The 24,746-nt window shown below is 34.7% G+C and carries 24 protein-coding genes; 8 read left to right on the forward strand and 16 right to left on the reverse strand.

What is annotated here, in order from left to right; genetic code table 11:
• Positions 1-24: 24 nt before the first annotated feature.
• The 4 genes from ACIGAM_RS11855 to ACIGAM_RS11870 form a co-directional block, all read right to left on the reverse strand.
• The gene (locus ACIGAM_RS11855; RefSeq protein ID WP_396511934.1) at positions 25-774 is read right to left on the reverse strand and encodes a ferritin-like domain-containing protein; all 750 of its coding nucleotides are present in this window, start codon (positions 772-774) and stop codon (positions 25-27) included.
• Between the two features lie 322 nt (positions 775-1,096).
• Positions 1,097-1,708 (reverse strand): M15 family metallopeptidase, encoded by a 612-nt coding sequence (locus tag ACIGAM_RS11860; RefSeq protein WP_396511655.1) that lies wholly within the window; start codon positions 1,706-1,708, stop codon positions 1,097-1,099.
• A gap of 59 nt (positions 1,709-1,767) precedes the next feature.
• On the reverse strand, positions 1,768-2,049 hold the full coding sequence (locus ACIGAM_RS11865) for a DUF3817 domain-containing protein (protein ID WP_396511656.1): 282 nt from the start codon (positions 2,047-2,049) through the stop codon (positions 1,768-1,770).
• Complete coding sequence (locus ACIGAM_RS11870) at positions 2,049-2,666, reverse strand: YqaA family protein (protein WP_396511657.1); 618 nt, start codon at positions 2,664-2,666, stop codon at positions 2,049-2,051. Before ACIGAM_RS11870 ends, ACIGAM_RS11865 begins: the two co-directional genes overlap by 1 nt.
• Positions 2,667-2,808: 142 nt before the next feature.
• On the opposite strand from ACIGAM_RS11870, the gene ACIGAM_RS11875 reads away from it, so the two are divergent.
• Positions 2,809-3,534, forward strand: a complete 726-nt coding sequence (locus ACIGAM_RS11875; RefSeq protein ID WP_396511658.1) for an SDR family oxidoreductase — start codon at positions 2,809-2,811, stop codon at positions 3,532-3,534.
• 73 nt (positions 3,535-3,607) lie between these two features.
• Here ACIGAM_RS11875 and ACIGAM_RS11880 read toward each other — a convergent pair whose 3' ends face one another.
• Entirely contained in the window at positions 3,608-3,988 is a 381-nt protein-coding gene (locus tag ACIGAM_RS11880; RefSeq protein WP_396511659.1) for a hypothetical protein, read from the reverse strand.
• Between the two features lie 251 nt (positions 3,989-4,239).
• On the opposite strand from ACIGAM_RS11880, the gene ACIGAM_RS11885 reads away from it, so the two are divergent.
• The 4 genes from ACIGAM_RS11885 (at position 4,240) to ACIGAM_RS11900 (ending at position 10,085) form a co-directional block, all read left to right on the forward strand.
• Complete coding sequence (locus ACIGAM_RS11885) at positions 4,240-5,772, forward strand: DEAD/DEAH box helicase (RefSeq protein ID WP_396511660.1); 1,533 nt, start codon at positions 4,240-4,242, stop codon at positions 5,770-5,772.
• A gap of 5 nt (positions 5,773-5,777) precedes the next feature.
• The gene (locus tag ACIGAM_RS11890; protein WP_396511661.1) at positions 5,778-6,482 is read left to right on the forward strand and encodes a DUF2490 domain-containing protein; all 705 of its coding nucleotides are present in this window, start codon (positions 5,778-5,780) and stop codon (positions 6,480-6,482) included.
• Positions 6,483-7,071: 589 nt separating this feature from the next.
• Positions 7,072-9,480: a TonB-dependent receptor domain-containing protein gene (locus ACIGAM_RS11895; RefSeq protein WP_396511662.1), complete on the forward strand. Its 2,409-nt coding sequence runs from the start codon at positions 7,072-7,074 to the stop codon at positions 9,478-9,480.
• A 17-nt stretch (positions 9,481-9,497) separates the two neighbouring features.
• A complete protein-coding gene (locus ACIGAM_RS11900; RefSeq protein ID WP_396511663.1) occupies positions 9,498-10,085 on the forward strand; it encodes a type 1 periplasmic binding fold superfamily protein in 588 nt (195 codons plus the stop codon).
• Between the two features lie 84 nt (positions 10,086-10,169).
• Here ACIGAM_RS11900 and ACIGAM_RS11905 read toward each other — a convergent pair whose 3' ends face one another.
• The 3 genes from ACIGAM_RS11905 to ACIGAM_RS11915 all read right to left on the reverse strand — a co-directional run bounded on the left by ACIGAM_RS11905 (position 10,170) and on the right by ACIGAM_RS11915 (position 15,847).
• Entirely contained in the window at positions 10,170-11,036 is an 867-nt protein-coding gene (locus ACIGAM_RS11905) for an RNA polymerase sigma factor RpoD/SigA (RefSeq protein WP_028375116.1), read from the reverse strand.
• Positions 11,037-11,174: 138 nt separating this feature from the next.
• On the reverse strand, positions 11,175-13,589 hold the full coding sequence (locus ACIGAM_RS11910) for a transglycosylase domain-containing protein (protein ID WP_396511664.1): 2,415 nt from the start codon (positions 13,587-13,589) through the stop codon (positions 11,175-11,177).
• A gap of 419 nt (positions 13,590-14,008) precedes the next feature.
• Entirely contained in the window at positions 14,009-15,847 is a 1,839-nt protein-coding gene (locus ACIGAM_RS11915) for an SLC13 family permease (protein ID WP_396511665.1), read from the reverse strand.
• A 124-nt stretch (positions 15,848-15,971) separates the two neighbouring features.
• Here ACIGAM_RS11915 and ACIGAM_RS11920 point away from each other — a divergent pair, with 124 nt between their 5' ends.
• On the forward strand, positions 15,972-16,559 hold the full coding sequence (locus tag ACIGAM_RS11920; RefSeq protein ID WP_396511666.1) for a Crp/Fnr family transcriptional regulator: 588 nt from the start codon (positions 15,972-15,974) through the stop codon (positions 16,557-16,559).
• A gap of 111 nt (positions 16,560-16,670) precedes the next feature.
• Positions 16,671-17,414 carry an SDR family oxidoreductase gene (locus ACIGAM_RS11925; protein ID WP_396511667.1) on the forward strand — a complete coding sequence of 248 codons (744 nt, stop codon included), beginning with the start codon at positions 16,671-16,673 and terminating at the stop codon, positions 17,412-17,414.
• 102 nt (positions 17,415-17,516) lie between these two features.
• Here the strand turns inward: ACIGAM_RS11925 and ACIGAM_RS11930 are convergent, their stop codons facing one another.
• From ACIGAM_RS11930 to ACIGAM_RS11965, 8 genes are all read right to left on the reverse strand, one after another.
• Positions 17,517-17,975, reverse strand: a complete 459-nt coding sequence (locus ACIGAM_RS11930; protein WP_396511668.1) for a hypothetical protein — start codon at positions 17,973-17,975, stop codon at positions 17,517-17,519.
• 142 nt (positions 17,976-18,117) lie between these two features.
• Positions 18,118-18,957 carry a flagellar motor protein MotB gene (locus ACIGAM_RS11935; RefSeq protein ID WP_396511669.1) on the reverse strand — a complete coding sequence of 280 codons (840 nt, stop codon included), beginning with the start codon at positions 18,955-18,957 and terminating at the stop codon, positions 18,118-18,120.
• Between the two features lie 158 nt (positions 18,958-19,115).
• A complete protein-coding gene (locus tag ACIGAM_RS11940) occupies positions 19,116-19,568 on the reverse strand; it encodes a peptidylprolyl isomerase (protein ID WP_396511670.1) in 453 nt (150 codons plus the stop codon).
• Positions 19,569-19,699: 131 nt separating this feature from the next.
• Positions 19,700-21,271 (reverse strand): signal peptidase I, encoded by a 1,572-nt coding sequence (lepB, locus tag ACIGAM_RS11945; protein WP_396511671.1) that lies wholly within the window; start codon positions 21,269-21,271, stop codon positions 19,700-19,702.
• Between the two features lie 31 nt (positions 21,272-21,302).
• A complete protein-coding gene (gene dapB / locus ACIGAM_RS11950; RefSeq protein ID WP_396511672.1) occupies positions 21,303-22,004 on the reverse strand; it encodes a 4-hydroxy-tetrahydrodipicolinate reductase in 702 nt (233 codons plus the stop codon).
• A 3-nt stretch (positions 22,005-22,007) separates the two neighbouring features.
• Complete coding sequence (locus ACIGAM_RS11955; protein WP_396511673.1) at positions 22,008-22,601, reverse strand: DUF5683 domain-containing protein; 594 nt, start codon at positions 22,599-22,601, stop codon at positions 22,008-22,010.
• Entirely contained in the window at positions 22,591-23,490 is a 900-nt protein-coding gene (locus ACIGAM_RS11960) for a ParB/RepB/Spo0J family partition protein (protein ID WP_396511674.1), read from the reverse strand. The genes ACIGAM_RS11955 and ACIGAM_RS11960 overlap by 11 nt, the downstream gene beginning before the upstream one ends.
• A gap of 2 nt (positions 23,491-23,492) precedes the next feature.
• A complete protein-coding gene (locus tag ACIGAM_RS11965) occupies positions 23,493-24,260 on the reverse strand; it encodes a ParA family protein (RefSeq protein ID WP_396511675.1) in 768 nt (255 codons plus the stop codon).
• A 273-nt stretch (positions 24,261-24,533) separates the two neighbouring features.
• Here ACIGAM_RS11965 and ACIGAM_RS11970 point away from each other — a divergent pair, with 273 nt between their 5' ends.
• A complete protein-coding gene (locus ACIGAM_RS11970) occupies positions 24,534-24,713 on the forward strand; it encodes a hypothetical protein (RefSeq protein WP_396511676.1) in 180 nt (59 codons plus the stop codon).
• The last annotated feature ends 33 nt before the right edge of the window (positions 24,714-24,746 follow it).

Below are 24,746 nucleotides of genomic sequence, written 5' to 3' on the forward strand. Positions count from 1 at the left end.
TAATAGTTTTAAGTGATTAATTAATTATACAAATGCCTTTGCAGTGAAGTTGGTTTTTATAAAACCTAAACTAGATACTGCTGCCAGAATATCTGCAGGAGGTGTTGCCTTATCAAAAGCTGGAGCTGTACCTGCAAGACCTATTAGGATATCATTTCCTGCAAAATCCATAGAACCTGGATTTTTTAAGTCTCTGAACGCAGATGCATGACGCGCTTCTACAGAAACAATTTTACCAGCAAGGCCTAAATAAATTTGACCAGCTGCATCATCAACTGTAATTAATTTACCTGCACCATTATATGCTGCTACACCTGTATCCTCTAAAGCGATTGCTGTATTTATAACAAAATCTTCACTATCAAACTGAGAATCTGCTCCAAAATCAATTTCTAAATCTGGTAAAACCATATCAGCAGATACAGCTGAACTAATTGCTGTTCTAAAAAATTCACGGTGTATAACTTCATGGTTATAAACATCAGTAAGTAACTGTTGAACTGTAGCTGAAGCTCCTTGATAATAGCCACCTGCAACAACTTTTGCATAAAATGCAGCTTCTAGTTGCTCAAGAGCATATGCGTAATTTAGAACAGCAAGATTTCCTGAACCAAGATCGAAGACATCATTTCCTATCATATTACCATTATCATCGTCATCACTACAAGATGCGAGTAACAGTCCAGAACCTACAACAGCTAGGCCGCTCACTTTTAAAAAGTTTCTGCGGTTTCTACCTACAGTTTGAGTTTTTACCTCAATCGATTTTTTCATTTTCATAACGTTTGAATTTCTTTGGTTATTAATACTTATTGAAACTTACGAGGAAAATGAAGCTGGGGTTTTGAAAGAATCCCGTTTAACAAATATTTAATATTTTAAGGTGGTATATGTATTTTTTTAACAATAATTATCAAAAATTTTTGTGGATAATGTCATAAAATATTGACATATAATATTGTAAAAAGTGTGAATTACGCACTAATTATTGACAAATTTTTATTAAAAAACTCTTATTAGAGTAATATTGATAATAAAGAAGAGTGAAAATTTACTAAAGTAACTTCAGGAAAGAAAAAAATATTATTTTGAGTAATTAATTACATTCAAAATTGAAATCAATTATTTTATAAGAATAATTCTTCTTATAATTAAAATGCCACCATTCTGTACGTATGGTTTGAAAGCCAAAGAGGATCATCCCATCTTGTAAAATTTTTCTATTATCAAGAACTTTTTTAGGCAAGTCTGAATTGTCTATGTGAGCCTCTCTGCCAAAAAAATCATGGTCTGTCCCCATAATTACCGGTGTGCCGTCTAATTTTTCAAGACTAATATCTACTGCGGCACCTCTGTTGTGTATAGATCCACTTTTATAAGGGTTTGCAACATATTGGGCGTTGGGAAATACGGCCCACATTTTTTTCTGAGCACTTACAGGTCTGTAGCAATCATAAAGTACTATTCTATATCCCTTTTCACAGAAATAATGATTAGCGGCCTTCAAAGCTTCTGCAATCTCAGGTCGTAAATAACACGCAGCACAGTCATAGAAAGCCTCATTTAAAAAATTATTAGTACTAGCGTAGCGTATATCGTAAGAAAAACCATCATTTAGCGTATCTAATAGAACTAAAGGAGTGGTATCATCCTGCGCTTTTAAAAAGCTAAAAATAAATAGGCTTACACAGAATAAGTAGAATTTCATTTATTAAAATTGAATTATTTCAGCCTTGAAAACTGAAATTTAAATATAAAATAAACTGGTTATGCCTTACGGGCCAGATATTTTCTATCCATCCAGAAAGTTCCAAATGGAATAATTGAACAGGCCAAAACAATTAGTAATGTTTTAAAACTCCAGTTTAACTCGGTTTTTACTACTATAGCCATAACCACATATACTAGAAATAAAACGCCATGCGCCATTCCTATAATTTGATTTGGCATTCCCATATCAAAGATATATTTAAGTGGCATCGTTACAAATAGTATAAGCAATAGTGAAATACCCTCAAGTATACTTATTATCTGAAATGCTCTAATCATTATACTAAATTAAAAATTGCCGCACCATAAATTGCAAAGCGTACAAAGCGTAATAAGCCAAAAAGCAGATAGTTTACAAAAGGATATTTAATCATACCTGCGGCTAAGCTGCTTACGGCAAACGGAACTGGTAAAATAGCACCTACAATAATAAGAAAGCCACCCCATTTACGAGCATTTTTTAAGTGCTTTGCCATTTTTACCTCCAGATATTCATGTACAGCATGAATACGAGTAGAAGCACGGCCTGTAAAGTAGCTAATAATTCCTCCGGCGTAAGATAAGACTGCTATAAGTGACAGGTATAATATAGGATCTGGCATTTTATCACTCCACGCAATAAAAATTTCAGGTGGTATAAGTCCTAGAATACTTTCCGAAAGGAAGAAAACAAACAGCACCCAAAATGGAGGGAAGGTGTCTGTCATTTTAATTAGTAAATCATTAATGTCTATGACAAAATAATGAATACAAACAAGTGCAATTACAAATACTAATAGTGGGGTAAGCGCTTTTTTAAGACTACTGCCCACAAAAGAATAGAACCCCGTATACTTATAATACTGGTGTAACAATTGAAGTCTGGACTTTTTCTCTTTTTTATGTTGTGAAGTCATCCAATTAATTTTTTGCAAAGATACTTCTTGACAAACAGGATAACAACGATGTTTGGGTTTATATTAGTTTCTTAATACAGTTTTAGGAAAACTTTAAAATATCAGCTTTTCTTCTGCGTAGAATTAAGGTTAATTTTATCTTATGGATAAATTTAAAAACAAAGTAGCTCTTATTACAGGAGGTACAAAAGGTATAGGAAAAGGAGTTGCAGAGGCGCTTCTTGAACTGGGTATGAATGTAGCAATTACCAGCAGAAATCTTAGTAGTGCAAAAGAAGTTGCGGCAGAACTGAATGAAAAATTCAAAGGTAAAGGCAAAGTTTTAGGAGTTGAAGCCGATGTACGCGATATAAACAGTCAAAAACAGGCTGTAAATTCACTTATTGAAGAATTTGGTCAGCTAGATGTTCTTATTGCAAATGCTGGTTTAGGTCACTTTGGTAACATTAAAGACTTATCTGTTGAAGAGTGGCAAGAGACCATAGATACTAATTTAACAGGTGTTTTTTACAGTGTTAAAGCTTCGCTTGATCATTTAAAACAGACTAAGGGATACATATTTACCATTTCAAGTCTTGCCGGGACTAATTTCTTTGCAGGCGGTACAGCTTATAACGCCAGTAAATTTGGTTTAACTGGATTTACGCAGGCGATGATGTTAGACCTAAGAGATGACGATATAAAAGTTTCTACTATAATGCCAGGATCTGTAGCAACTCATTTTAACGATCACGAACCTTCTGAGAAAGACAGCTGGAAAATTCAAAGCGAAGATATAGGCGAACTTGTTGTTGATTTATTAAAAATGAATCCACGTACATTACCAAGTAAAATTGAAGTAAGACCATCTAAACCACCTAAAAGTTAATAGTTTAAAACTTTAGCATAAAAAAACACCCGTGAAAACGGGTGTTTTTTATTATATATGATAAGGAAGCATTTTAATTCTCTTCAGCATAAACCTGCATCGCGTCAACGTAAGCTCTTAAATCAAGGCGATTTGTTTTATTTTCTGGTTCAGCTAACAAGTTTAATAGATATAAAAGACTTTCGGCAGGTTCTGAGGTATTGTCTTGCTCATCTAATAACTCTTCATAACCTTCAATAGGCTCTTCTTCAGGAATAGGAATATCAAAAGTCTGGTACGCTTCAATATGTTCAAAAACTAATCGTATTGTTTTTGCTATCAACGGGCGTTCTTCTTCAACAGCATATGGTCTAAGATTTTGTAAATCTTCGACAACTGTATTGGTAATTATACCATTTTGCTCAACGTCTGAAATGAGCTTATTTAATAGTTTTATCGCTTTTTGATTCTTCAAAATGAATTTTTTAGTGTTGAAGCAAAGGTAACAGATTAGGTATTTTTTTGTTATCTCAATAGCTACTTTTTTTTAGTTTTAATCAACAATACTTTTTTTAGTTGTAACCCCTTGAAATTATAGCAATTCTGATTTTTTCTATTTTGGAATTTTTTTTAACCACTACAAATAATTTAATTCCTAATTTAAACTTGTGAGAAGCCCTTTAAATGCATTATTTTTGCAAGATTCACTACAAAACAAAGCTACTTTTGAGCGATAAGGCAATAGGACAGGACACAGACAGCGGCAAAGAATTATACAGTTATCAAGAAAATGATCTTGATCGAATTTTTACCTGTATAGAAGAATCTTCAGATGATTTTAATCTTCTATATCAACTTCCTACGGGTGGAGGTAAAACTGTAATTTTTTCAGAAATTGTACGTAGATACATTAGGGAAAAACAGAAAAAGGTGGTTATCCTAACCCACCGTATAGAACTTTCTGCACAAACTTCAAAGATGCTTAAAACTTTTAATGTACCTAATATGGTCATTAATAGTAAGGTTAAAACTCTAGAGGGTAATGAAGATTATATGTGTTATGTTGCAATGGTTGAGACCTTAAACAACCGTTTGCAAGATGAGCAGATAGACATAAAAGATATAGGTCTTGTAATAATAGATGAGGCGCATTACAATTCATTTAGAAAATTGTTTAGTTACTTTAAAGATGCTTTTATTTTAGGGGTGACGGCGACGCCTTTAAGCTCTAATGTGAAGTTACCTATGAAAGATAACTACCGCAAGCTTATTATAGGAGAGAGTATAGGGTCTTTAATAGAGAAAGGTTTTTTAGCTAAGGCTAATATGCATACCTACGATGTAGGTCTTAAAACGCTACAGGTAGGTATAAATGGTGATTACACGGTAAAATCTTCAGAGATTTTATATACTAATCAAAGTATGCAAGAAAAGCTGCTTGCAGCCTATGAAGAACAAGCAAAAGGTACTAAAACGCTTATTTTTAATAACGGGATTAATACCTCTCGCTATGTATATGAAACTTTTAGAGAAGCGGGTTATGATGTGAGGCATCTTGATAATACACACACCAATAAAGAGCGAAAGCAAATCTTAAAATGGTTTAAACATACACCTGATGCCATTTTAACTTCAGTAAGTATTTTAACTACAGGATTTGATGAGCCTTCTGTAGAAACTATTATCTTAAATAGGGCAACACGATCGCTTACCCTATATTTTCAGATGATAGGTAGGGGGTCACGTGTTTTACCAGATAAAAAGAAATTTGAAGTTATTGACTTAGGTAATAATATGGCGCGTTTTGGTCTTTGGGACGCTCCGATGGACTGGAATGATATCTTCTTATATCCAGATTTTTACCTGGAGAACTTAGTAAGTGATGAGGAAATAGAGCGCAATTTTGAATATGTGATGCCTCCTGAGTTACGTGCAGAATTTAGCAAAAGTGAGAATATTGAATTTGATATCAAAAAGGAATATGAAGATGTTTTTGCTAAGGGCTTAAAATCTAAGGAAGCGCTAGAACGTTCAATAGATCAACACGCAAAAATTGTTTTTGAAAATACAGAAGATATCTTTGATGCGCGCATTCTTGCACGAGAACTTAAAGATGAGATTCAATATAGAATACGCTTGTATTCATACTGTATTATGAAGAATACAAAAAACTATAAAAATTGGTTAGAAGAAGATTACAATCGCAAATTACGTTTGAAGTTGAGTCAGATGTATGCAAGTGTAACTGCAACAAACTAAATTTTATGTTTAAATATAAACTTGTCGCAGTCGCGATCTTACTTCTTTCCTTATTAAACACTACTTCAGTGTCTGCTCAGGTAGGCAATAGTGAACTGGGAGCTTGGTACAGTTATTTTTTTAGTACTGGTTTTGGTGATAGTGATTTTGGGGTGATGGGAGATGTGCAACACAGAAATTATAAAGTTACCAGCGACTTTCAGCAGCTCATTTTAAGAGCAGGACTTACTTATAAAATTAAACAAACGCCTCTAAAACTTGTTGCGGGTTATTCATATTTTAATTCTGGAACACCAGGAGAAGATAATTCACAAAGTATTGAAAATAGATTGTATCAAGATCTTTTATGGAGCCAGATGATAGGTAATCGTATTTCGTTTAATCATCGGTTACGGTTAGAAGAGCGCTTTGTCGAAAATCAAGATTTTAGAACGCGTTACCGTTATGCCTTAAATATAAAAGCACCATTAAATAGTAAAGAAATTTTACCTAATACACTTTACCTATGGGTTGCCGGAGAGGTTTTTATTAATGGTCAAAAACAAACCGGTTCTGGTAACACTGTAAACTTGTATGATAGAACTTGGTTGTTTGGTGGTTTAGGATATGAGATTAGCAAGCCTTTACGCTTAGAGCTTGCTTATATGCGGGAGGTAACTAATACAGCTACTAAGGGCCAGTTAATTATTAGTTTATTCCATAATTTTTAATTTCTTTAACAATTTTTCCCGTGTATTTATAACTAAATTTGAAGCGTGATTAAGAAAAGTAACATAATAAAATCGGGTATCAGCTTATTGCTGGTTCTGGCGTTCTTTTCATTCAAGATACTTGATCTTCATAAGTATTCTCATACAAGTGATTCAGCAAAAGGCAGTCACTGTGAACTTTGTTTACTAACTCAGCATTCTAAAAACGGTCTAGATTTAGATATTCCGGTTGTATTTGAATTTAGTGTTCAAGAGCCGATAATAGAATATAAAGTTTCCATACTTTATAATGAATTTATAAAAGTCACTCGATTTCCTTTCGGAAAATCACTCAACAAAGCACCTCCCATTTTATCAGTTTAAACTCTTAAGGGTTTTAAGGAGTTTCTTACTCCGTTTTATGAATTAGATTAGACTTCAAAGTTTACGATCTAAATTCTTACTATTTATTTAATTTTTAGTAGATCTCTTTGTATTCAGTTTATTGAAAATAAGATTTACAATTAAATAAAGCTCCGTATGCAATTGCTTACGGTAGTTAACTTAAACTGATAACAATCCTTTAAACGGGGTTATCCAATTCTAAAATATGAAATTATTTTATTTTGGGCTATTGCTGATTTGTACATTAAATCTGCAAGCTCAAAAATGTAACTATAGCATTAGCGGGGCCGTACGTGATTTTCACGACGGTAATGTTTTAATTAATGCCACCCTAAGTGTAAATGGGTTTGATATTTATGCAGTTTCTGGTTTTGAGGGTAATTATAAATTAAATGGGTTATGTGCAGGCACATATACCGTTACCATCACGCATCCTGAATGCGATGTAGCAGAATTCACTATTAAACTTTCAGGTGATTTAGAACGCGACTTTAAATTAGAGCATCACACTGAAGAGCTCAATGCTGTTACGGTAAGAGGCGAGAATATAATTAAAGGTTCTGCATCTGCAACACAGTCTGTATTACAAAGCGAAACACTCGAGAATTACAGTAATGCTAGCTTAGGAGACGCACTACGTGAAATACCTGGGGTATCGTCTCTTAATACAGGCAGTACTGTTGTAAAACCTGTTATACAAGGTTTGCATAGTAGTCGTGTGCTTATTATAAATAACGGTATTCGTATGGAAGATCAGGAGTGGGGCGTAGAACATGCACCTAATCTAGATGTAAATACAGCTTCTTCGATCACAGTAGTTAAAGGTGCTGGTGCGTTGCGTTACGGCGGTGATGCTGTAGGAGGTGTAATAGTTACCGATGCTCCCAGAGCTCCTGTAAAAGATACTATTTTTGGAAAAACAATTCTTAATGGCGCAACAAATGGTCGTAGTTTAGGTTTGACCACCAGTTTATTAAAAGCTTTTAAATCCGGTTTTTATGTACTGGGTCAGGGGACTACAAAATTTGCGGGAGATTTAGAAAGTCCTGATTATGTTTTATCTAATACCGGTTTGCAAGAGCATGATTTTTCGGTAGGTTTTGGGCTCAATAAGTTTACTTACGGTTTTGATGCTTACTATAGTTTTTATAATTCTGAAGTAGGTATTTTACGTGCCAGCCATATAGGAAATGTTAGCGACTTAGTGCGGGCTATAAATAGTGGTGTTCCTAATTTAATTTCAGATTTTACATACGGAATTAATGCTCCTAAGCAAGATGTACAGCATCATCTGGCTAAACTTAGTTTCTTTAAGCGATTTGAAAATGCAGGGAAATTAAGTTTAGATTATTCATTTCAGCAGAACAATAGAAAAGAATTTGATATTAGACGGGGAGATGATAGGGATAAGCCTTCATTAGATTTACAGTTAACTACACATACGCTAGCAACAAATTTTCTGTATGATGCCATAAGCAGTTTTAAAGCTAATCTAGGGGTAGAAGGTTCTTATCAAGAGAACTTCCCTAATCCTAATACCGGAATACGTAGGTTGATTCCAGATTATGAGATGTACACTTTTGGTGCATATGCTACTGCAGATTTTGATGTTACAGATCAGCTTCGTGTAGATGGTGGTGTGCGTTATGATTACAGTAATGTAGATGCTCAGAAATACTATCAAAATAGTCGCTGGGAGGAGCGCGGTTATGAAGCAGATTATGGAAATCTTGTTGTTGAGCGATTAGATAATCAATTGCTTGTTAATCCCGTATTTGATTATAATAATTTTTCAGGTACTGTAGGAGCCCGCTATAATATTGCGACAAATTGGGATTTAAAACTAAATTTAAGTACAGCGTCCAGAGCGCCTAATCCTGCAGAATTATTCAGTGATGGGTTACATCATTCTGCAGCAATTATCGAATTGGGAGATCTAAGGTTAGAGAAAGAGCAGTCGTATAAAGCGAGTTTAGAACTTAATGGTCAAACAGGTAATTTTTCCTTCGGAATAAATCCGTTTTACAATCGTATTAATGATTTTATAATTCTAGAGCCTAACGGACTTCAGTTTACAAATAGGGGTGCTTTTCCTGTTTATCAATATGCACAGGTAGACGCGCGTCTTTATGGTGTAGACGTTCAAGCTGCCTATGCGATAAATGCAAATTTAAATCTAACCTCTGCGTTTGCCTATGTAAATGGTCAAGACTTACAGAGAGATCGCCCATTGATAGATATGCCGGCACCTAATTTAAATACCACAATTTCTTTTACTAAGATAGAATGGAATAATTTAAATCTATCTATACGAAATCAAGGTGTTTTTGAGCAAACTCGCTTTCCAGATAATGATTTTGATGTAACCTTTATCAATGACGCGGGACAGGAAATAACCGAAAGCGTCACAGTAAGTAAACCTCCTGCTGGGTATAGTTTATTTCATTTTGCATCTTCTGTAGATTTAAATGTGTTTAAACAATCTCAATTAACTTTAGGTTTTTACGTAGATAATATTTTAAATACCGCATACAGAGATTACCTAAACCGTCAACGCTATTTTGCTGATGATTTAGGTAGAAATTTTAGAATACAATTAAAACTCAACTATTAATTTTACACAAATTTTTTATGAAAACTATTAAATATACAATTTTAGCTTTAGTCGCATTAATCAATTTAAACTCGTGCTCATCTGATGATGACGCCGTGCCGGCTATTATAAATGAAGAGGAAGTGATTACAACACTTAGTGTAACACTAGTACCGCAAACTGGTGCAACCGTGATACTAACATCGAGAGATCTTGATGGTGATGGTCCTAATCCTCCAGTAATTACAATTTCAGGACCTCTACAGGCGGGAATGCGTTATAGTGGCTCACTTATTTTGCAAAACGAGACGGTCTCACCGGCTGAGTTAATTAATGAAGAAATTGAAGAGGAAGCAGATGAGCATCAATTTTTCTACCGCTTAACTGGTGGTCTTGATGCGACTGTTACATATTCTGATTCTGAAAATGATTATTTATCTAACAGTAGTGCTAATCCTGTGGGACTTGAATTTTCTTTACAAGCAAATGCGGTATCTTCTGGAGGCTTAACTATTACGTTAATTCATGAACCGGCAAAAGATGCGGCTGGTGTGGTAAATGGAGATATTACTAATGCGGCAGGAGAAACTGACGTTGAACAGACTTTCAATTTAAGTATTGAATAATAGTAAGGTAACCCAAGTAAATTCAACAAAAAAGGGCTTCGATTATATCGAAGCCCTTTTTTTATTTCAGTAGTAAGCTACTGCTTATCCTAAGTAGGTCTTAAGCACTTTACTTCTTGAGGTATGACGTAATCTTCTGATTCCTTTTTCACGAATCTGACGTACGCGCTCACGGCTCAAATCAAACATTTCTCCAATTTCCTGCAGGGTATGTGGCTGCTCACCACCTAGACCGTAGTTTAATTTAATAACATCAGACTCACGAGGAGAAAGTGTTTCTAAAGCACGTTCTATTTCTGTACCTAATGATTCTTGCATTAAGTCTGCATCAGGATTTGGTGATTCACCAGATTTTAATACATCATAAAGGTTAGAATCGTTTTCCCCTTCCTTAAAAGGAGCATCCATTGAAAGATTACGACCTGAGTTTTTCATAGCTAATTTTACTTTAGCTACAGTCATATCAAGTTCTTTTGCAATCTCATCTGCAGATGGTGGGCGCTCTAAACTTTGTTCTAAGTAAGAAAACGCTTTGTTAATCTTACTAATCGTACCAATTTTGTTAAGAGGTAAACGTACTGTCCTTGAATGCTCTGAAATAGCTTGTAAAATAGATTGGCGAATCCACCAAACCGCGTAGGAGATAAATTTAAATCCCCGGGTTTCATCAAATCGTTTAGCTGCCTTTACAAGTCCTACGTTACCTTCATTGATTAAATCTGGTAATTTTAAACCTTGGTTTTGGTACTGTTTTGCAACAGATACCACAAAACGCAAATTAGCCTTCGTCAATCGTTCTAAAGCTATCTGATCGCCTTCCCGAATGCGTTGTGCCAACTCGACCTCCTCATCAGCTGTAATCATATCGAGCTTACTTACATCTTGTAAATAGGTATTTAAAGATTTTGATTCCCGATTGGTTACCTGCTTGGTGATTTTGAGTTGTCTCATATGAAAAATTTAGTTTTTAAATGTAAATAGGATGTAGTATAACATGGATTATCGTTAAATCAAAATTATAATGCAATTTTGTGATGTAATTAGCATTAAAAGCTGATTTAAAACGTATCACCTACAATGAGAATCATCCTAATTGTCCTCATTCTTGTTTTTTCTCTTTAAAAACGAAAAGAATCCTTTTTTAGTGTCATCCTTTTCTGATTCTTGATTTTCGCTATCTTCTGTAAATTCTAAATTTTCATCAGAATCTGTAGACTCATTTTCTATTCTTATTACAGTACCATTATCGTCGAGATAAACCTGCTTTTTAGAGTTTATTTCTTCTTTTCCGCCTCCAAAAATATTGGAAAGAAAAGATTGAACCTGAGATGTACTATCCCTTACAATGGGAGCACAGCTTAATGCTTCAGAAACAGAACCTGACGGAGCAGCAAAGCGTAGTTTAGTAAACTTTGTATAGGTTGTGTCTGCGTTCATACGCTGCATAAACTTTGCATAAATAGGTAATGCCGAATTAGCGCCAGCACCTATACCGGTACTGCTAAAACCTATTCTGTAATCATCATTACCAACCCAGGTTACCGCTACCATATATGGTGTAAGACCTACAAACCACCCATCTTTATTATCTTGTGTTGTACCCGTCTTACCTGCAATGTCATTTTTCAACTTATACTTATACCTTAGTCGGGAAGCAGTCCCTTCACTTACAGTACCACGCATCATTTGTACCATTGCTTCTCTGGTAAAATTACGCATCACAGGTTTTTCTGGCGTAACCGGTTCAAAGTCAGCAATGGTCTTACCAGCTTTATCTGTGATTTTAGTGATATAATACGTTTTCATAGGCTTACCTTTATTTAAAAAAGAAGTGTAAGCAGATGCAAGATCACGTATTTTAATTTGTGCAGTACCTAGGGCTAATGATGGTACGCGAGGCAATTTTGAAGTTATGCCCATTCTTTTTGCCTGTGCGATAACATTATCAATACCTACATCTAATAGAACTTTTACTGCAACCGTATTCACAGAATTACTCAAAGCTCCCTTTAAGGAATAGGAAACAATTGTACTATCAGAGACTCCTGAGTTTGAAGGAGACCAACTCTTGTTATTAAAGTAATACACCTCTTGATCTGCACTGTAATATGTACAGGGAGCAATATCTTTTTCTAATGCAGTTGTATAAACAAAAGGTTTAAAAGTAGAACCCACCATACGTTCACTTTGACTCACATGATCGTATTTAAAATTATTAAAATCTATACCTCCTATATAAGCTAATACACCGCCGGTCTCTGGTTCAAGTGCAATAAAACCACAATTTAATAATGACAGGTAGTGCGCAATGCTATCTCGGGTGGATATGTTCTGAATTTTTTTATCAGAATTCCAGTCAAAAACGGTACGTTCTGACTTGACACTTAGAGAATCATTGATTTGCTCTTCTGTTAAGCCAGCTTTTTCTAGACGTTTGTAAATATCTAATTTCTTTAAATTAGGCTCTAGGATAGCGTCTTTTTTCCAAGGAGCATAATTACCATATGCTTTCTCGTATTGTGTCTGCAGTTCAGCCATATGCTCTCTCATAGCTTCTTCTGCATAAACCTGTAGATTTTTATCTAAGGTTGTATGTATAGTAAGACCATCTTGATACAAATCATAAGGCGTGCCATCTTCTTTTTTGTAGTTCTTAAGAATTTCCCGAGCTTCTTTGCGTATAAGTTCTCTAAAGTAAGGTGCTATTCCTAAATCAGAATGTTTTTGATAATTAAGACGAATGGTATCACGCTCCATTCCAATAGTATCTTGAGGTTTTAAGTAATCGTAGCGCAACATTTGTTTTAATACAACATCTCTTCTACGTTTAGCATTTTCTGGATAGAGCCTTGGGTTATAACTATTATTTGCCTTCAGCGTGCCCACAAGAATTGCAGATTCACTTAAGGTTAATTCTTCGGTACTTTTATTAAAAAATTTCTGACTAGCGCTTTCTATTCCAAAAGTGTTATCAGGAAAAGGTACTGTATTGAGATACAGATTTAGAATTTCATTTTTACTATACACGTCTTCGAGACGTTGAGCTAAAATAAATTCTTTAAACTTAGAAACTACAAGGCTCAAAGCGCCACCTTCGCGGCGATCATAAATATTTTTAACCAGCTGCTGCGTTAATGTACTACCACCGCCGGCAGAATCGTCCTGCATCAAAAGCGTTTTAAAAAAAACTCTGAATAAACTCAATTTATCTATACCATCATGCTTATAAAAACGTACGTCTTCAGTAGCAACAAGAGCGTCTTTAAGGTGCTTCGGAATTTCATTAAAGGCAATTGGTCTTCGGTCGAATATATAATACTTACCTATTTCTTCACCATTACGGTCAACTAGTTGAGTAGCTAATGATTGCTCTAAGTGAGTTAACTCATATCTTGAAGGAAGTGAACCCCAGGCACCCAGATATATACTAAAGAAAAAAAGTGAAAATAAAAGGAATAGACTACTAATAGCGATTGCAGGGTAACGTACCCATTTAATCTTCATTAATGAATGAAATTTTATAGATAAGAATCGGGAAAAAACTAATCCCTTTTTTACCGATTTCCATTCAGACAATTTTAAAATTAGTTCTTTAAAATTGTTATTTAACCTATTTAGTAGCGGGGTCTTCATACAGACCGCAAAGGTACATGTATTATTTTCTTACAAGCTATAAGCTTTACATTTGTTTAACAAGATTTTGAAAATATTTAAACTATAAACAAATCTCACTTTAAATGAAGATACTGTACCGTTTTAAAATATAAACTACTGAAATAGTGTATTTAGACTAAAAGTTTTTATTAAGTACAACTATTCACCTATGATATTCTGATAAATTCTTTTGTTTTTATTTTTATCTTGCTTCAGTTTAGTAAGTAAATATAGGTTTTGAATTAGATAGCTTTTTAATAAACTACCCATTAAAATAAAGTAGAAAGTAAAAGTGTTCCTAACACGCAAAGTACAATAGATAAAATCCCTCCTATAAAGAGAAAGTGTTTAAATCTATAAATACCTAGATTATAAATAAGTGTATTGGTTTGATAGCCTACTGGTGTAAAAAAGCTAAAATTTGCCGCAAACATCACAGCAAGTAAAAACGGTTTTGCAGGCAACTCTAAACCGGCAGCAACAGAAATTGCGATGGGGGCCATTATAACTGCCGTAGCATTATTAGAAACGCTACCACTCATTACCATCGTAATAAGAAATATGGCTCCCAAAATGAAGAGTTTATCTTTACCTTCAAATAAAACCAGTAATTGATCTGATAGCCAGACGTCTGCACCGCTATTTGTCATAGCTACTCCTAATGGTATCATACCCGCAAGTAGAAAAAATATCTGCCAATCTACTTTTGTGTAAATTTTATTCATTTCTAAGCAGTTTGTAGCGAGTAATAGCGCCATGCCAGTAAGCGAGCTGGCTAATATGCTTAAGACTCCACTTGCAGCTAAGCCTATAACAGCGAGTAAAACTGCAGTTGCAATGTACTTTTTAGTTTTATTTTTAGGCTGAAATGGTTCGTGCGTTTTTAAGATTACAACACCCTCAAGGTTATTGAGTTCATTTACACTAGATTTATCGGTTTCTAAGAGTATACGATCTCCCGGTTTTATACGTATTTGATCAAGATTTTTACGTATGAGACGTTCTTTAGTATTTCTAAGATTTTTTCTTTTTTTTATGGCAATGGGTAAAATACCTTGCAAATTAAATCTTTTGAGATCACTAAGCGTACTGCCTAAAAACACCGACCCCGGTAAAATTAGAATCTCTAAAAGCTGAATGGCAATGGGTTCTTTCTTTACTTTTTCAGCTTCTACCTTTATATCTTTGGGTACATCTATAAGCTTATCTGGCGTTTCTGTAGTTTTCTCCTCTTTATGACCACCATCTGTGAGTATGCGCTCAAGATTATCTATATCTGCCATAACTACGAGTTCGTCACCAGATTGAAGGGTGATATATTTACCGGGGGCATTTGTTGTTACACCATTGCGAATTAATTTAAGTAAGGTAACATCGCTCGCTTCTTTTAAAAAAGTATCGTTAATTGTCTTACCTACTAACGGAGAAGAAGGTTTAATATTTATTGTGGTTATAAGTTCGTCAATTTCATAAGCCAATTCTAAACTTTCAGAAGGATCTTTTTTAGGTAAAAATCGAGATGCTATTGTCACAATTATAATTCCAGCAATCAGAAAAATTCCACCCATCCACGCAAATTCGAAGAAACCTAGTTTCTCAACACCACGGTTTTGAGCAATTGAATTTACAATTAGGTTTGTAGAAGTACCCATAAGTGTACAGCTTCCGCCTAAAATACCTGCAAAAGAAACCGGTAAAAGTAATTTTCCGGCAGGAATACCAAAGCGCTCTGATAGTTGAAAAATTATTTTTATGAATACAATTACGACAGCGGTTGTGCTTATAAATGCAGAAATACCTGCAGTTATAAACATAAATGTAGGTATAAGTATGAGCAGCGGTAAGATACTTAGACGCTGCAAGCCTTGAGCAAACCAGGCAATTACGCCATTATCTTCTAGCGCAATGGCAATAATCATTAACGATAGTACAGTTATGGTAGCCGTGTTTGAAAAACCGCTAATTGCTTCTTCTGGAGTAACTAATCCTAAAAGAACGAGTGAGACAATTATAAAAATAGCAATCTTATCTACAGGAAATAATTCTGTGACAAAAAAGAAGATGGTTAAACCAAGTATGATAAAAACTTCTAATATTGCTATATCCATAAATTGAGCTGTTAAAAGGTTTAAATTTATATTGAAACTTGTTACGTAGCTCTTAAATATTACTTAATAATAAATATATCGTTGAGTAATTCAACAACAAACGATCTTATTAAATTTTCTCCATATGTATACTGCTATTAGAAAACATATTGAACAAATAATTCCCTTAACAGATATCGAATTTGAAGAGTTTAAAAGTATACTTAGCATACATAAATTAAGAAAAAAGGAGGCTTTGATTCTTCCGGGTAATCGGGTTGATACTGAATTTTACGTTGTTAAAGGATGTCTTAAAGCATATCATACTTCTGAAAATGGGGATCGATCTATTGTTCAATTTGCTATAGAAGACTGGTGGATTAGTGATTTTAAAGCATTTTTTAATGAATCTACAGCAAAATTGACAGTAGAGTGCATTGAAGATTCTATTGTTTTAGGTTTAAAAAAAGTGGCTTTAGAAGAATTGTATAAACGTATCCCAAAGTTTGAACGTTTTTTTAGAATCAAAACCACTCGTGCATTTATAAGCTTAACTGGTCGTATTCAGAATGCATTAGAAAAGGAGAGTAGTGATTTATATATTGATTTTTGTAAATCGTATCCTAATATTGAGCAGCGCGTTCCTAATTATGAGATAGCAAGTTATCTGGGTATTAAGCCAGAATCGCTTAGTCGTATTCGTAAAGAGATTACTTTAAATAACCTTCAATAGCAATTTAACACCGCTTAACAGTATTTTACCTTAGTTAACACTTGGGACTAACATACCTCAATTAGATTTACCAATTACCGCAATATCTTTGTAACTTAAAATATTGAAATTATGAGTTTACAAAATAAAATAGTAATAGTTACAGGAGCTTCAAGTGGAATAGGTGAGGCTACCGCAAAAACTTTAGCAAAAGCAGGAGCAAATGTCGTTCTTTCAGCAAGACGTACAGATCGTCTAAAAGAATTAAAAGAGACTATTGAAAAAGAAGGTGGCAAGGCTCACGTTATTACTGCTGATGTAACCAGTAAAGAAGATTGGAAAAGAGTTATTGAAGAGACCCATAATACATATGGTAAGGTAGATATTCTAGTTAACAATGCTGGATTAATGCCTTTATCATTCATTGAAAACTTAAAAGTGGACGAGTGGGATAAAATGGTTGATGTAAATATTAAGGGAGTGCTAAATGGCGTTGCTAGTGTTGTGCCAGATATGAAAGAAAGTAAGTCTGGACATATTATTAATATTTCATCTGTTGCAGGTAGAAAAATTATGCCAGCGGGTGCAGTATATTGCGCGACGAAGTATGCAGTACGCGCATTGAGTGAAGGTATTCGTTTAGAAATGGGACCTAAATACAATACAAAAGTTACATCTATCGAACCTGGTTTTGTAGCTACAGAATTGACAAATACCATTACCGATGATGATGTTAAAGATATGATGTCACAATATGAAGACTTGACTATGTTACAGTCGCAAGATATTGCAGATTCTATTTATTACGCATTAACTCAACCGGGTCACAGTAGTGTAAATGAAATATTGATACGTCCTACAAATCAAGAGTTATAATTTGATAAACGTATTCGATTAAAAAAATAGAGCCTTACGAAAGTAAGGCTCTATTTTTATATACTTAACTAAGTACAACTGCTTAACAAATACATTCTAAGGCTAACGCTCACTTTTAATTTTAACCAATTCGCTATCTTCAAGAACCATACTCAAATGCTCTTTATCATTCAAATATAAAAATGCCTCCATAAGACTCCCATAGCATAAAATAGAATTATCGTAGAAAAATTGCTCAATTTTGACATTTGTGATTGCGGTTTTTCTATAGGTCACAACCATATACGCCTTAAAACACTGATATGTTTCTTGAAACTTTAGCCAGTTTTGAGGTATGATAGCATAATTATTTGTTCGGTTAGATAAGAAGTAAAGATTTTCATTTGTCTTGCCATAAAAATGTTCTTTACATTTAATCATAATAGCTACCATTTCCCAGTCAAAAAGCACACCTTCATGAATTTCAGACACTATAATGTTTTCTAGAAAATACAAATCACCGAAGCTAAAACTATGTTCTTCGATTACGTACTTCATTAAATGGGTGTCTTTAAATTTCATATTAGGGGTTCAATTAATAATAAGGGTCATCTTAAATTTAACGAATCAAAAGTTTACAACCTTATATTATTTTTAGTTATTCGTTTTACTTAAACAAAAAACCCACCGCTAGGGTGGGTTTTGACTTGTATATTATAAAATATTAATCATTACTACCTACAAGTGATAAAAATTTATCCAGGTTAGGAAGTATTACAATACGCGTACGTCTGTTTTTTGCACGGTCTTCTTTTGAAGCATTATCCACAAGTGGAAGGTAGCTACTACGACCTGCGGCAATTAATTTTTTAGGATCTACACCATAATTGTCTTGTAATTCTCTAATAATCGCAGTAGAACGTTCTACACTTAATTCCCAGTTGTCTTTAATGTATGCACCCGGTTTTACAGTCTGATCATCTGTATGACCTTCAACCATAACTTCTATAGCAGGTTCAGAGTTAATTACATCGGCAAGACGCTTTAATAAATTATCTGCCTTATTACTTACGCGATAGCTTCCGCTATTAAAAAGTAATTTATCAGATACATTAATCATTACCACAGTCTCATCAATATCAACTTGTATGTCTTCATCTGAAGAAACCGTCATATCAAGGTTTTTCTTCAGATTATAAGAGATTGCAAGGTTCATAGAATCTTCAAGGGTTTTAGCTCCTGATAATTCTTGCTGATTAGCATTCTTAAGAGTTGCACGCATTTTGTCTTTTGTGCTTTCTGATATAGCAGCGATATTATCTACAAGATCAAGCTTGTTGTAATTCTCATCTCTAAGTGAATTAATCTTGGTGTTGTAATCTGCAACACGATTTTCTATTGCACTATATTTAGCTTCAAGTTCCTCCTTTTCAACCTGAGTCTTAGTTAATGTTGATACGGTGTTATCGTACTGCCCTTGTAATTCTGTGTATTTCTTTTTAGACACACACGATACGGTAAGTAATGTAGCTCCCAGAAGAGCAACGGTATTATATATTCTCATAATTATTAATTTAGTTAGACAGACATAACCCCCGATAATTCGATTTATTTTTTTTGGTGTCTTATAATTGTGTTAAAAACAATTTTTGAGATCTTCCCTAAAATAATAAAAGCCCATAAACACAAGGTTTATGGGCTTTTTAAAAATTTATAAAATAATTACTTAATCTCTACTAACTCTAAGTCAAATGTCAAATCCTGACCTGCAAGAGGGTGATTTGCATCTATTACAATGCTCTCATTGCGTACTTCTGCAACACGCAATTGGCGCTCAGTACCATCAGGGTTCTTTGCAACTAATCCCATACCTACCTGAGGATCAATTTCTGGTGGTAAATCTGCCTTAGGCACTTCCTGAAATAAGTCTTTGCGTACTTCACCGTAAGCTTCAGCTTCGGGTATTGTTACACTTTTCTTCTCATTAACAGTCATATCAATTAATCCCTTTTCAAAACCTGGAATTATTTGACCCTGACCCATTTGAAATTCTAAAGGTTCTTTATCTACAGAGCTGTCAAATATCTGACCATTAGCCAGTTTGCCTGTATAATGTACAGCTACAGTATTGTTATCTTTTACTTTACGTTCTATATTTCTATCTGTTGTTTCCATAGGTGACAAGCTAAAAAACACAACAAGCAATACCGAAGAAAAAGTGTTAAAATCTGAACTTTTACGGTTTTAAAAATAAAAAGCATCAGATCCTGAAAGATTGATGCTTTTATCCCCTAAATAGATGAAGATTATGATTTTAGCTTCCTATTCTTTACAATTTTTGAAATTACAAAGTAAGCGACCAAAGCGATTATAAAATATAGGAAATAGGATACCGGTTTGCCATTACCACCTACAGTAGTAAATAGGCGGTCAAAACGTATTTTTTCCATAATACCGTTACCATTGCTATCCCAACTAAACCAGATAAATACCGGCTTACCTACCACGTGATTCTCGGGTACAAAACCCCAGAACCTGCTGTCTTCACTATTATGACGGTTATCTCCCATCATCCAGTAATAATCTTGTTTAAAGGTGTATTGAGTTAATGTTTTATTATCTAATAGCACTTGATTTCCAGAAACGGTTATGGTCTGAGGATGACCCATTTCAGTACCTTCATATACCTCAATTAAACGTTTGTAAAGCGGAATGTTCTCTGTAGTTATAGGAGTCGATGTTCCTTTCTTCGGAATGTAAAGCGTTGAAATTTGATCACGGTTACCTAAACTTGCAGTCCCTTTAGGAAATATAGAAGGATCTTTCTGATCTGCAGGAGCGATGATCTTTTCTAAAGACTCAACATTAGGATGATTTCTAAAGCGTTCTGCATTCTCATCGGTTATAGATTGTGTAGCAAATTGTGTACTATTAAAAAACTGAAGGTTTGTTATTTTATAACTATCATACAGGTTTTTAGCGTTAAAACCACTTCCTTTTGATAGACCTTGATAACTGTATTGCAGTTGGGCACGATCTGGTAGTTCAAGAGGTTTGTTGTTTACATAAACTTTCCCGTCTACTACCTTAAGACTATCGCCGGGAATACCCACTGCACGCTTAACGTAGTTTGATTTTTTATCTATCGGTTTTTGATAGTATTTACCATCATCTAAGCCATAAAAACGGTTTACTGTATCTACAGGCCAACTAAACACAACAATATCATTACGTTTTATATTCTGAAAACCGGGCAATCTAAAATAGGGGAGTTGTGGTTTATCTAAATATGATTTTATACCAAGACCGGGAATCGTGTCGTGTACCATAGGAAAACTCACAGTAGTCATAGGAGTTCTAGCACCATAATGAAATTTGCTAACAAACAAAAAGTCACCTATTAGAAGGGTGCGTTCTAGCGATCCTGTAGGTATTGTAAAGGGTTGCATTACATAGGTGTGAACTATGGTCGCAGCAACTACGGCAAAAAGTATAGAACTCGTCCACTCACCAGATGCACTTTTAGGAACTAATGATCGCTCAGTTTTGTAAGTTACCGGAGCGACATAATTAAGATAATAGAGGTAGAACCCTAAGGTTACGATAACCAGAGCGGTATCTGTAGTCGTATTTTTGCCAAAACTACGTGCTGTCTCCACCCAAATAACCGGAAACATTATCAGATTTACAATGGGTATAAAAAGTAAAATCGTCCACCACCAGGGGCGACCAATTATTTTCATCAAAATTACCGCGTTATAAACCGGAACGATTGCCTCCCAGGCCTGGCGTCCTGCCTTTTTGTAAAGTTTCCAGGTGCCCAAGAAATGAATTACCTGAACGGCTAGAAAAAATATAAACCACTGCATCATTGTCATAGGTTTCTCCTTTAGAAATTCTTAGATAGGTTTATTCAGAAAGATTTAAAACATCTTTCATAGTATGTACACCCTTTTTGTCTTTTAACCATTCTGCAGCAATGATTGCTCCTAAAGCAAAACCATTGCGGTTATGTGCTTTATGTTCAATCACCAGCTCGTCTACCTGGCTTTTATACGTAATAGTATGTGTGCCGGGAACTTCATCTTCACGAAGGGCTTTAATAGTAATTTTAGTCTCTTCTTCGGCATCAAGTATCCAATCGGTTTTATCTGTTTCCTCAATAATACCTTCGGCAAGTGTGATAGCAGTACCACTTGGTGCGTCTAACTTGTGTATATGATGTACTTCAGTCATACTTATATTGTAATCCTTAAGTGTTTTCATCATTTTGGCTAATTTTTTATTCAGCTCAAAAAAGATGTTAACCCCTACACTAAAATTAGATGCATAGATAAAGGCTCCGTTTTGTTTTTCGCAAAGCGAAACCATATCTGAATAATTATCTAACCAGCCGGTAGTACCGGAAACAACGGGAACACCAGATTTAATTGCAGAACTTATGTTAGCTATTGCAGCGTCAGGAACGCTAAAATCTATAGCAACATCTGCGGCATTAAAATCATAACTGTCATTTTGGTCTATCTTGGCAACAATAGTATGACCGCGTTCAGTAGCTAGTTTTTCTATGGTTTTTCCCATACGGCCGTAACCAAGAAGGGCAATCTTCATAATTTAAAAAGTATAAGTTATGCGCATACCTACGGTATTTGAAAAGTCAAAATCACTGCGCTGTAAAAATGGAGTAAAGCTTAGACGATCTTCAACCTCATATTGAGAGAGATGCGCATCTACATTTGCTTCAATAATTTGCAGAACGTAAATCCCTGCAGTTATAAGTATAGAGAGCTCTTTATTTCGTCTGTAAAAATCCTGAGCACTTATAAGTTGGTCTTCGGTAAAAATTTGTGTGGCATTACCATCTTCATCAATGACCGTAAACTCATCAATGCGGCCAGCGATGCGATCTTTGTAAGCAGTTCTGTATTGCTGAAAAAGATCGTGATTGTAAATTGCAATACCTACACCGGTACCTACAGCACCATAAACAAGTGGTATTTTCCAGTAATCACCATTATATGCCTGACCCAAACCCGGTAAAATACCTGAATAGAAAGCTGCTTTGGCAGGTCGCAATGGGTCGTATTCTTCAAATATAGGATCTATTTCCTGAGCTGTAATTTCGGGTTCATTGTCTTCCTCTACAGTCTGAGCAAAGCCAAAGCTATATAGGAATAGAAATAAAATTAAAACAGATTTATTGTGCACCAGAAATTAGTTTTTTTAATCGCTCAAAGTCTTCTTGAGATGAAAACGGAATAATAAGTTTTCCATTGCCCTTTTGTGCAACTTTTACATCTACTTTAGCGCCAAAATAGGATGCAAACTGCTCTTTTCCTTCTTTAATAAATTCTGGAACGCTAGTTTTTACAGGTGTTGCTTTTCCTTTACCTTCTTTGTAGTTTTTTACTAAACTTTCAGTAGCACGTACAGACAGTGCATTTTCAATAATCTTCTCGTAAATATCAAGTTGATCTGAGGTACTTTCAATATTTATTAATGCTCTTCCGTGGCCCATAGAGAGAAACCCGTCGCGCATTCCTGTTTGAATAATCGGATCTAATTTTAATAAACGCAGGTAATTGGCAATGGTAGATCTGTTTTTACCTACGCGATCGCTCATTTGCTCTTGCGTAAGATTAATCTCTTCAATTAAACGCTGATAGGATAGTGCAATCTCAATAGGATCTAAATCTTCTCGTTGAATGTTTTCAACAAGAGCCATTTCTAAAGATTCCTGATCGTTTGCAATACGTATATATGCGGGGATGGTTGCTAAGCCAACTAATTTTGAAGCTCTAAAACGACGCTCACCCGATACCAGTTGATATTGTCCAAAACTAATTTTACGTACAGTAATAGGTTGTATAACACCTAGCTCGCGTATAGAAGAGGCTAATTCTTTTAAAGCATCTTCATTAAAACTGCTTCTAGGCTGAAAAGGGTTAACTTCTATTTGCTCTAATTCTAATTCTACAATATTGCCTACAACTTTGTCTGCACCCTTATCTCCGGCAGTTTTTATATCATTGTCAGGGTCTTTAAGCAATGCCGAAAGACCGCGACCCAAAGCTTGTTTTTTTAGTGCTTTAGCCATTGTTACGCATCATTTTTTGTAATTATCTCTTGGGCTAAACTTAAGTAATTTGCCGCTCCTTTACTCCCTGCATCATAATTAATTATACTTTCACCATAGCTAGGTGCTTCACTTAACCGCACATTACGTTGTATAATGGTATCAAAAACCATCTCGTCAAAATGCTTCTGAACCTCCTCAACTACTTGATTAGATAATCGTAGTCTAGAATCAAACATTGTCAATAAAAGACCTTCTATATCTAAAGCTGCGTTATGTATTTTTTGAACACTTTTTATTGTGTTTAATAGTTTTCCTAAACCTTCTAGTGCAAAATATTCACACTGTATGGGTATAATTACAGAATCTGCAGCGGTAAGCGCATTTAGTGTTAGTAAACCTAGAGAAGGAGCACAGTCGATTATGACATAATCATAACTGTCTTTAAGATGACGTATGGCCTTGCGCATCATATATTCACGCTCTTCCATATCTACCAGTTCTATTTCTATAGCGACCAAATCTATATGGGCCGGTATGATGTCGAGATTGGGAGAGTCTGTTTTCATTATAGCATCTTCAGCAGGGCTAGAGTGCTCTAATAATTGATAAGTACCTAGTTCTATACTTTCTACATCAAGCCCTAATCCCGAAGTAGCATTTGCCTGAGGATCTGCATCAATTAGAAGTACTTTCTTATCTAAAACACCCAGGGATGCGGCAAGGTTTACCGATGTAGTTGTTTTTCCTACACCGCCTTTTTGATTAGCAACAGCTATTATTTTACCCATAGAAATCTTAAAAATTGAAGTGCGAAAGTACGATTTATAACCCGCAATTAAAATGCTTTTTGTTAACAGGTTTTAAGCGTTCTCAATAATTGTGCTATCCCAATCATTCTCAAATCATAGCCTTTTGATAAAATATATTGTGAACCGTAATAAGTATTAATGGAGGAAGATAATTTTAATCTATAAATAGTATGCTTTGACCGAAAATTATTTTTTAATAACAATTGATAGTTTAAGTTCGGTATATAATAAGTCAACTTAATATTATTAGTTATGAAGAATTTTACCAATCAATTAGAAGCTTTCTCTTTTGAAAAATTAGAGGAGCGTAAAGAATTTACATTTTATTTTCACAGTCATTACAGAGGTTGTGGTCACAACACACACAGCTGTAACCCATGTGACCCGTGTGCACCAAAATCTTGTCCTAACACAGGTGGTACGCCAACATAATTTTTTAACTTACTTACGTTAAGTTTTAGATTA

The sequence above is a fragment of the Leeuwenhoekiella sp. NPDC079379 genome (assembly GCF_044542075.1).
Taxonomy (GTDB): domain Bacteria; phylum Bacteroidota; class Bacteroidia; order Flavobacteriales; family Flavobacteriaceae; genus Leeuwenhoekiella.

Bases quoted from the DNA above. Each gene is read 5' to 3' on its own strand.
- ACIGAM_RS11915 (WP_396511665.1), bottom strand. From the start codon at position 15,847: ATGGATATAGCAATATTAGAAGTTTTTATCATACTTGGTTTAACCATC.
- ACIGAM_RS11855 (WP_396511934.1), bottom strand. From the start codon at position 774: ATGAAAAAATCGATTGAGGTAAAAACTCAAACTGTAGGTAGAAACCGC.
- ACIGAM_RS11865 (WP_396511656.1), bottom strand. From the start codon at position 2,049: ATGATTAGAGCATTTCAGATAATAAGTATACTTGAGGGTATTTCACTA.
- dapB (WP_396511672.1), bottom strand. From the start codon at position 22,004: ATGAAGATTGCCCTTCTTGGTTACGGCCGTATGGGAAAAACCATAGAA.
- ACIGAM_RS11930 (WP_396511668.1), bottom strand. From the start codon at position 17,975: ATGAAATTTAAAGACACCCATTTAATGAAGTACGTAATCGAAGAACAT.
- ACIGAM_RS11960 (WP_396511674.1), bottom strand. From the start codon at position 23,490: ATGGCTAAAGCACTAAAAAAACAAGCTTTGGGTCGCGGTCTTTCGGCA.
- ACIGAM_RS11910 (WP_396511664.1), bottom strand. From the start codon at position 13,589: ATGAAGATTAAATGGGTACGTTACCCTGCAATCGCTATTAGTAGTCTA.
- ACIGAM_RS11900 (WP_396511663.1), top strand. From the start codon at position 9,498: ATGAAAACTATTAAATATACAATTTTAGCTTTAGTCGCATTAATCAAT.
- ACIGAM_RS11965 (WP_396511675.1), bottom strand. From the start codon at position 24,260: ATGGGTAAAATAATAGCTGTTGCTAATCAAAAAGGCGGTGTAGGAAAA.
- ACIGAM_RS11860 (WP_396511655.1), bottom strand. From the start codon at position 1,708: ATGAAATTCTACTTATTCTGTGTAAGCCTATTTATTTTTAGCTTTTTA.
- lepB (WP_396511671.1), bottom strand. From the start codon at position 21,271: ATGACAATGATGCAGTGGTTTATATTTTTTCTAGCCGTTCAGGTAATT.
- ACIGAM_RS11890 (WP_396511661.1), top strand. From the start codon at position 5,778: ATGTTTAAATATAAACTTGTCGCAGTCGCGATCTTACTTCTTTCCTTA.
- ACIGAM_RS11875 (WP_396511658.1), top strand. From the start codon at position 2,809: ATGGATAAATTTAAAAACAAAGTAGCTCTTATTACAGGAGGTACAAAA.
- ACIGAM_RS11925 (WP_396511667.1), top strand. From the start codon at position 16,671: ATGAGTTTACAAAATAAAATAGTAATAGTTACAGGAGCTTCAAGTGGA.
- ACIGAM_RS11970 (WP_396511676.1), top strand. From the start codon at position 24,534: ATGAAGAATTTTACCAATCAATTAGAAGCTTTCTCTTTTGAAAAATTA.
- ACIGAM_RS11905 (WP_028375116.1), bottom strand. From the start codon at position 11,036: ATGAGACAACTCAAAATCACCAAGCAGGTAACCAATCGGGAATCAAAA.
- ACIGAM_RS11935 (WP_396511669.1), bottom strand. From the start codon at position 18,957: ATGAGAATATATAATACCGTTGCTCTTCTGGGAGCTACATTACTTACC.
- ACIGAM_RS11870 (WP_396511657.1), bottom strand. From the start codon at position 2,666: ATGACTTCACAACATAAAAAAGAGAAAAAGTCCAGACTTCAATTGTTA.
- ACIGAM_RS11920 (WP_396511666.1), top strand. From the start codon at position 15,972: ATGTATACTGCTATTAGAAAACATATTGAACAAATAATTCCCTTAACA.
- ACIGAM_RS11895 (WP_396511662.1), top strand. From the start codon at position 7,072: ATGAAATTATTTTATTTTGGGCTATTGCTGATTTGTACATTAAATCTG.
- ACIGAM_RS11940 (WP_396511670.1), bottom strand. From the start codon at position 19,568: ATGGAAACAACAGATAGAAATATAGAACGTAAAGTAAAAGATAACAAT.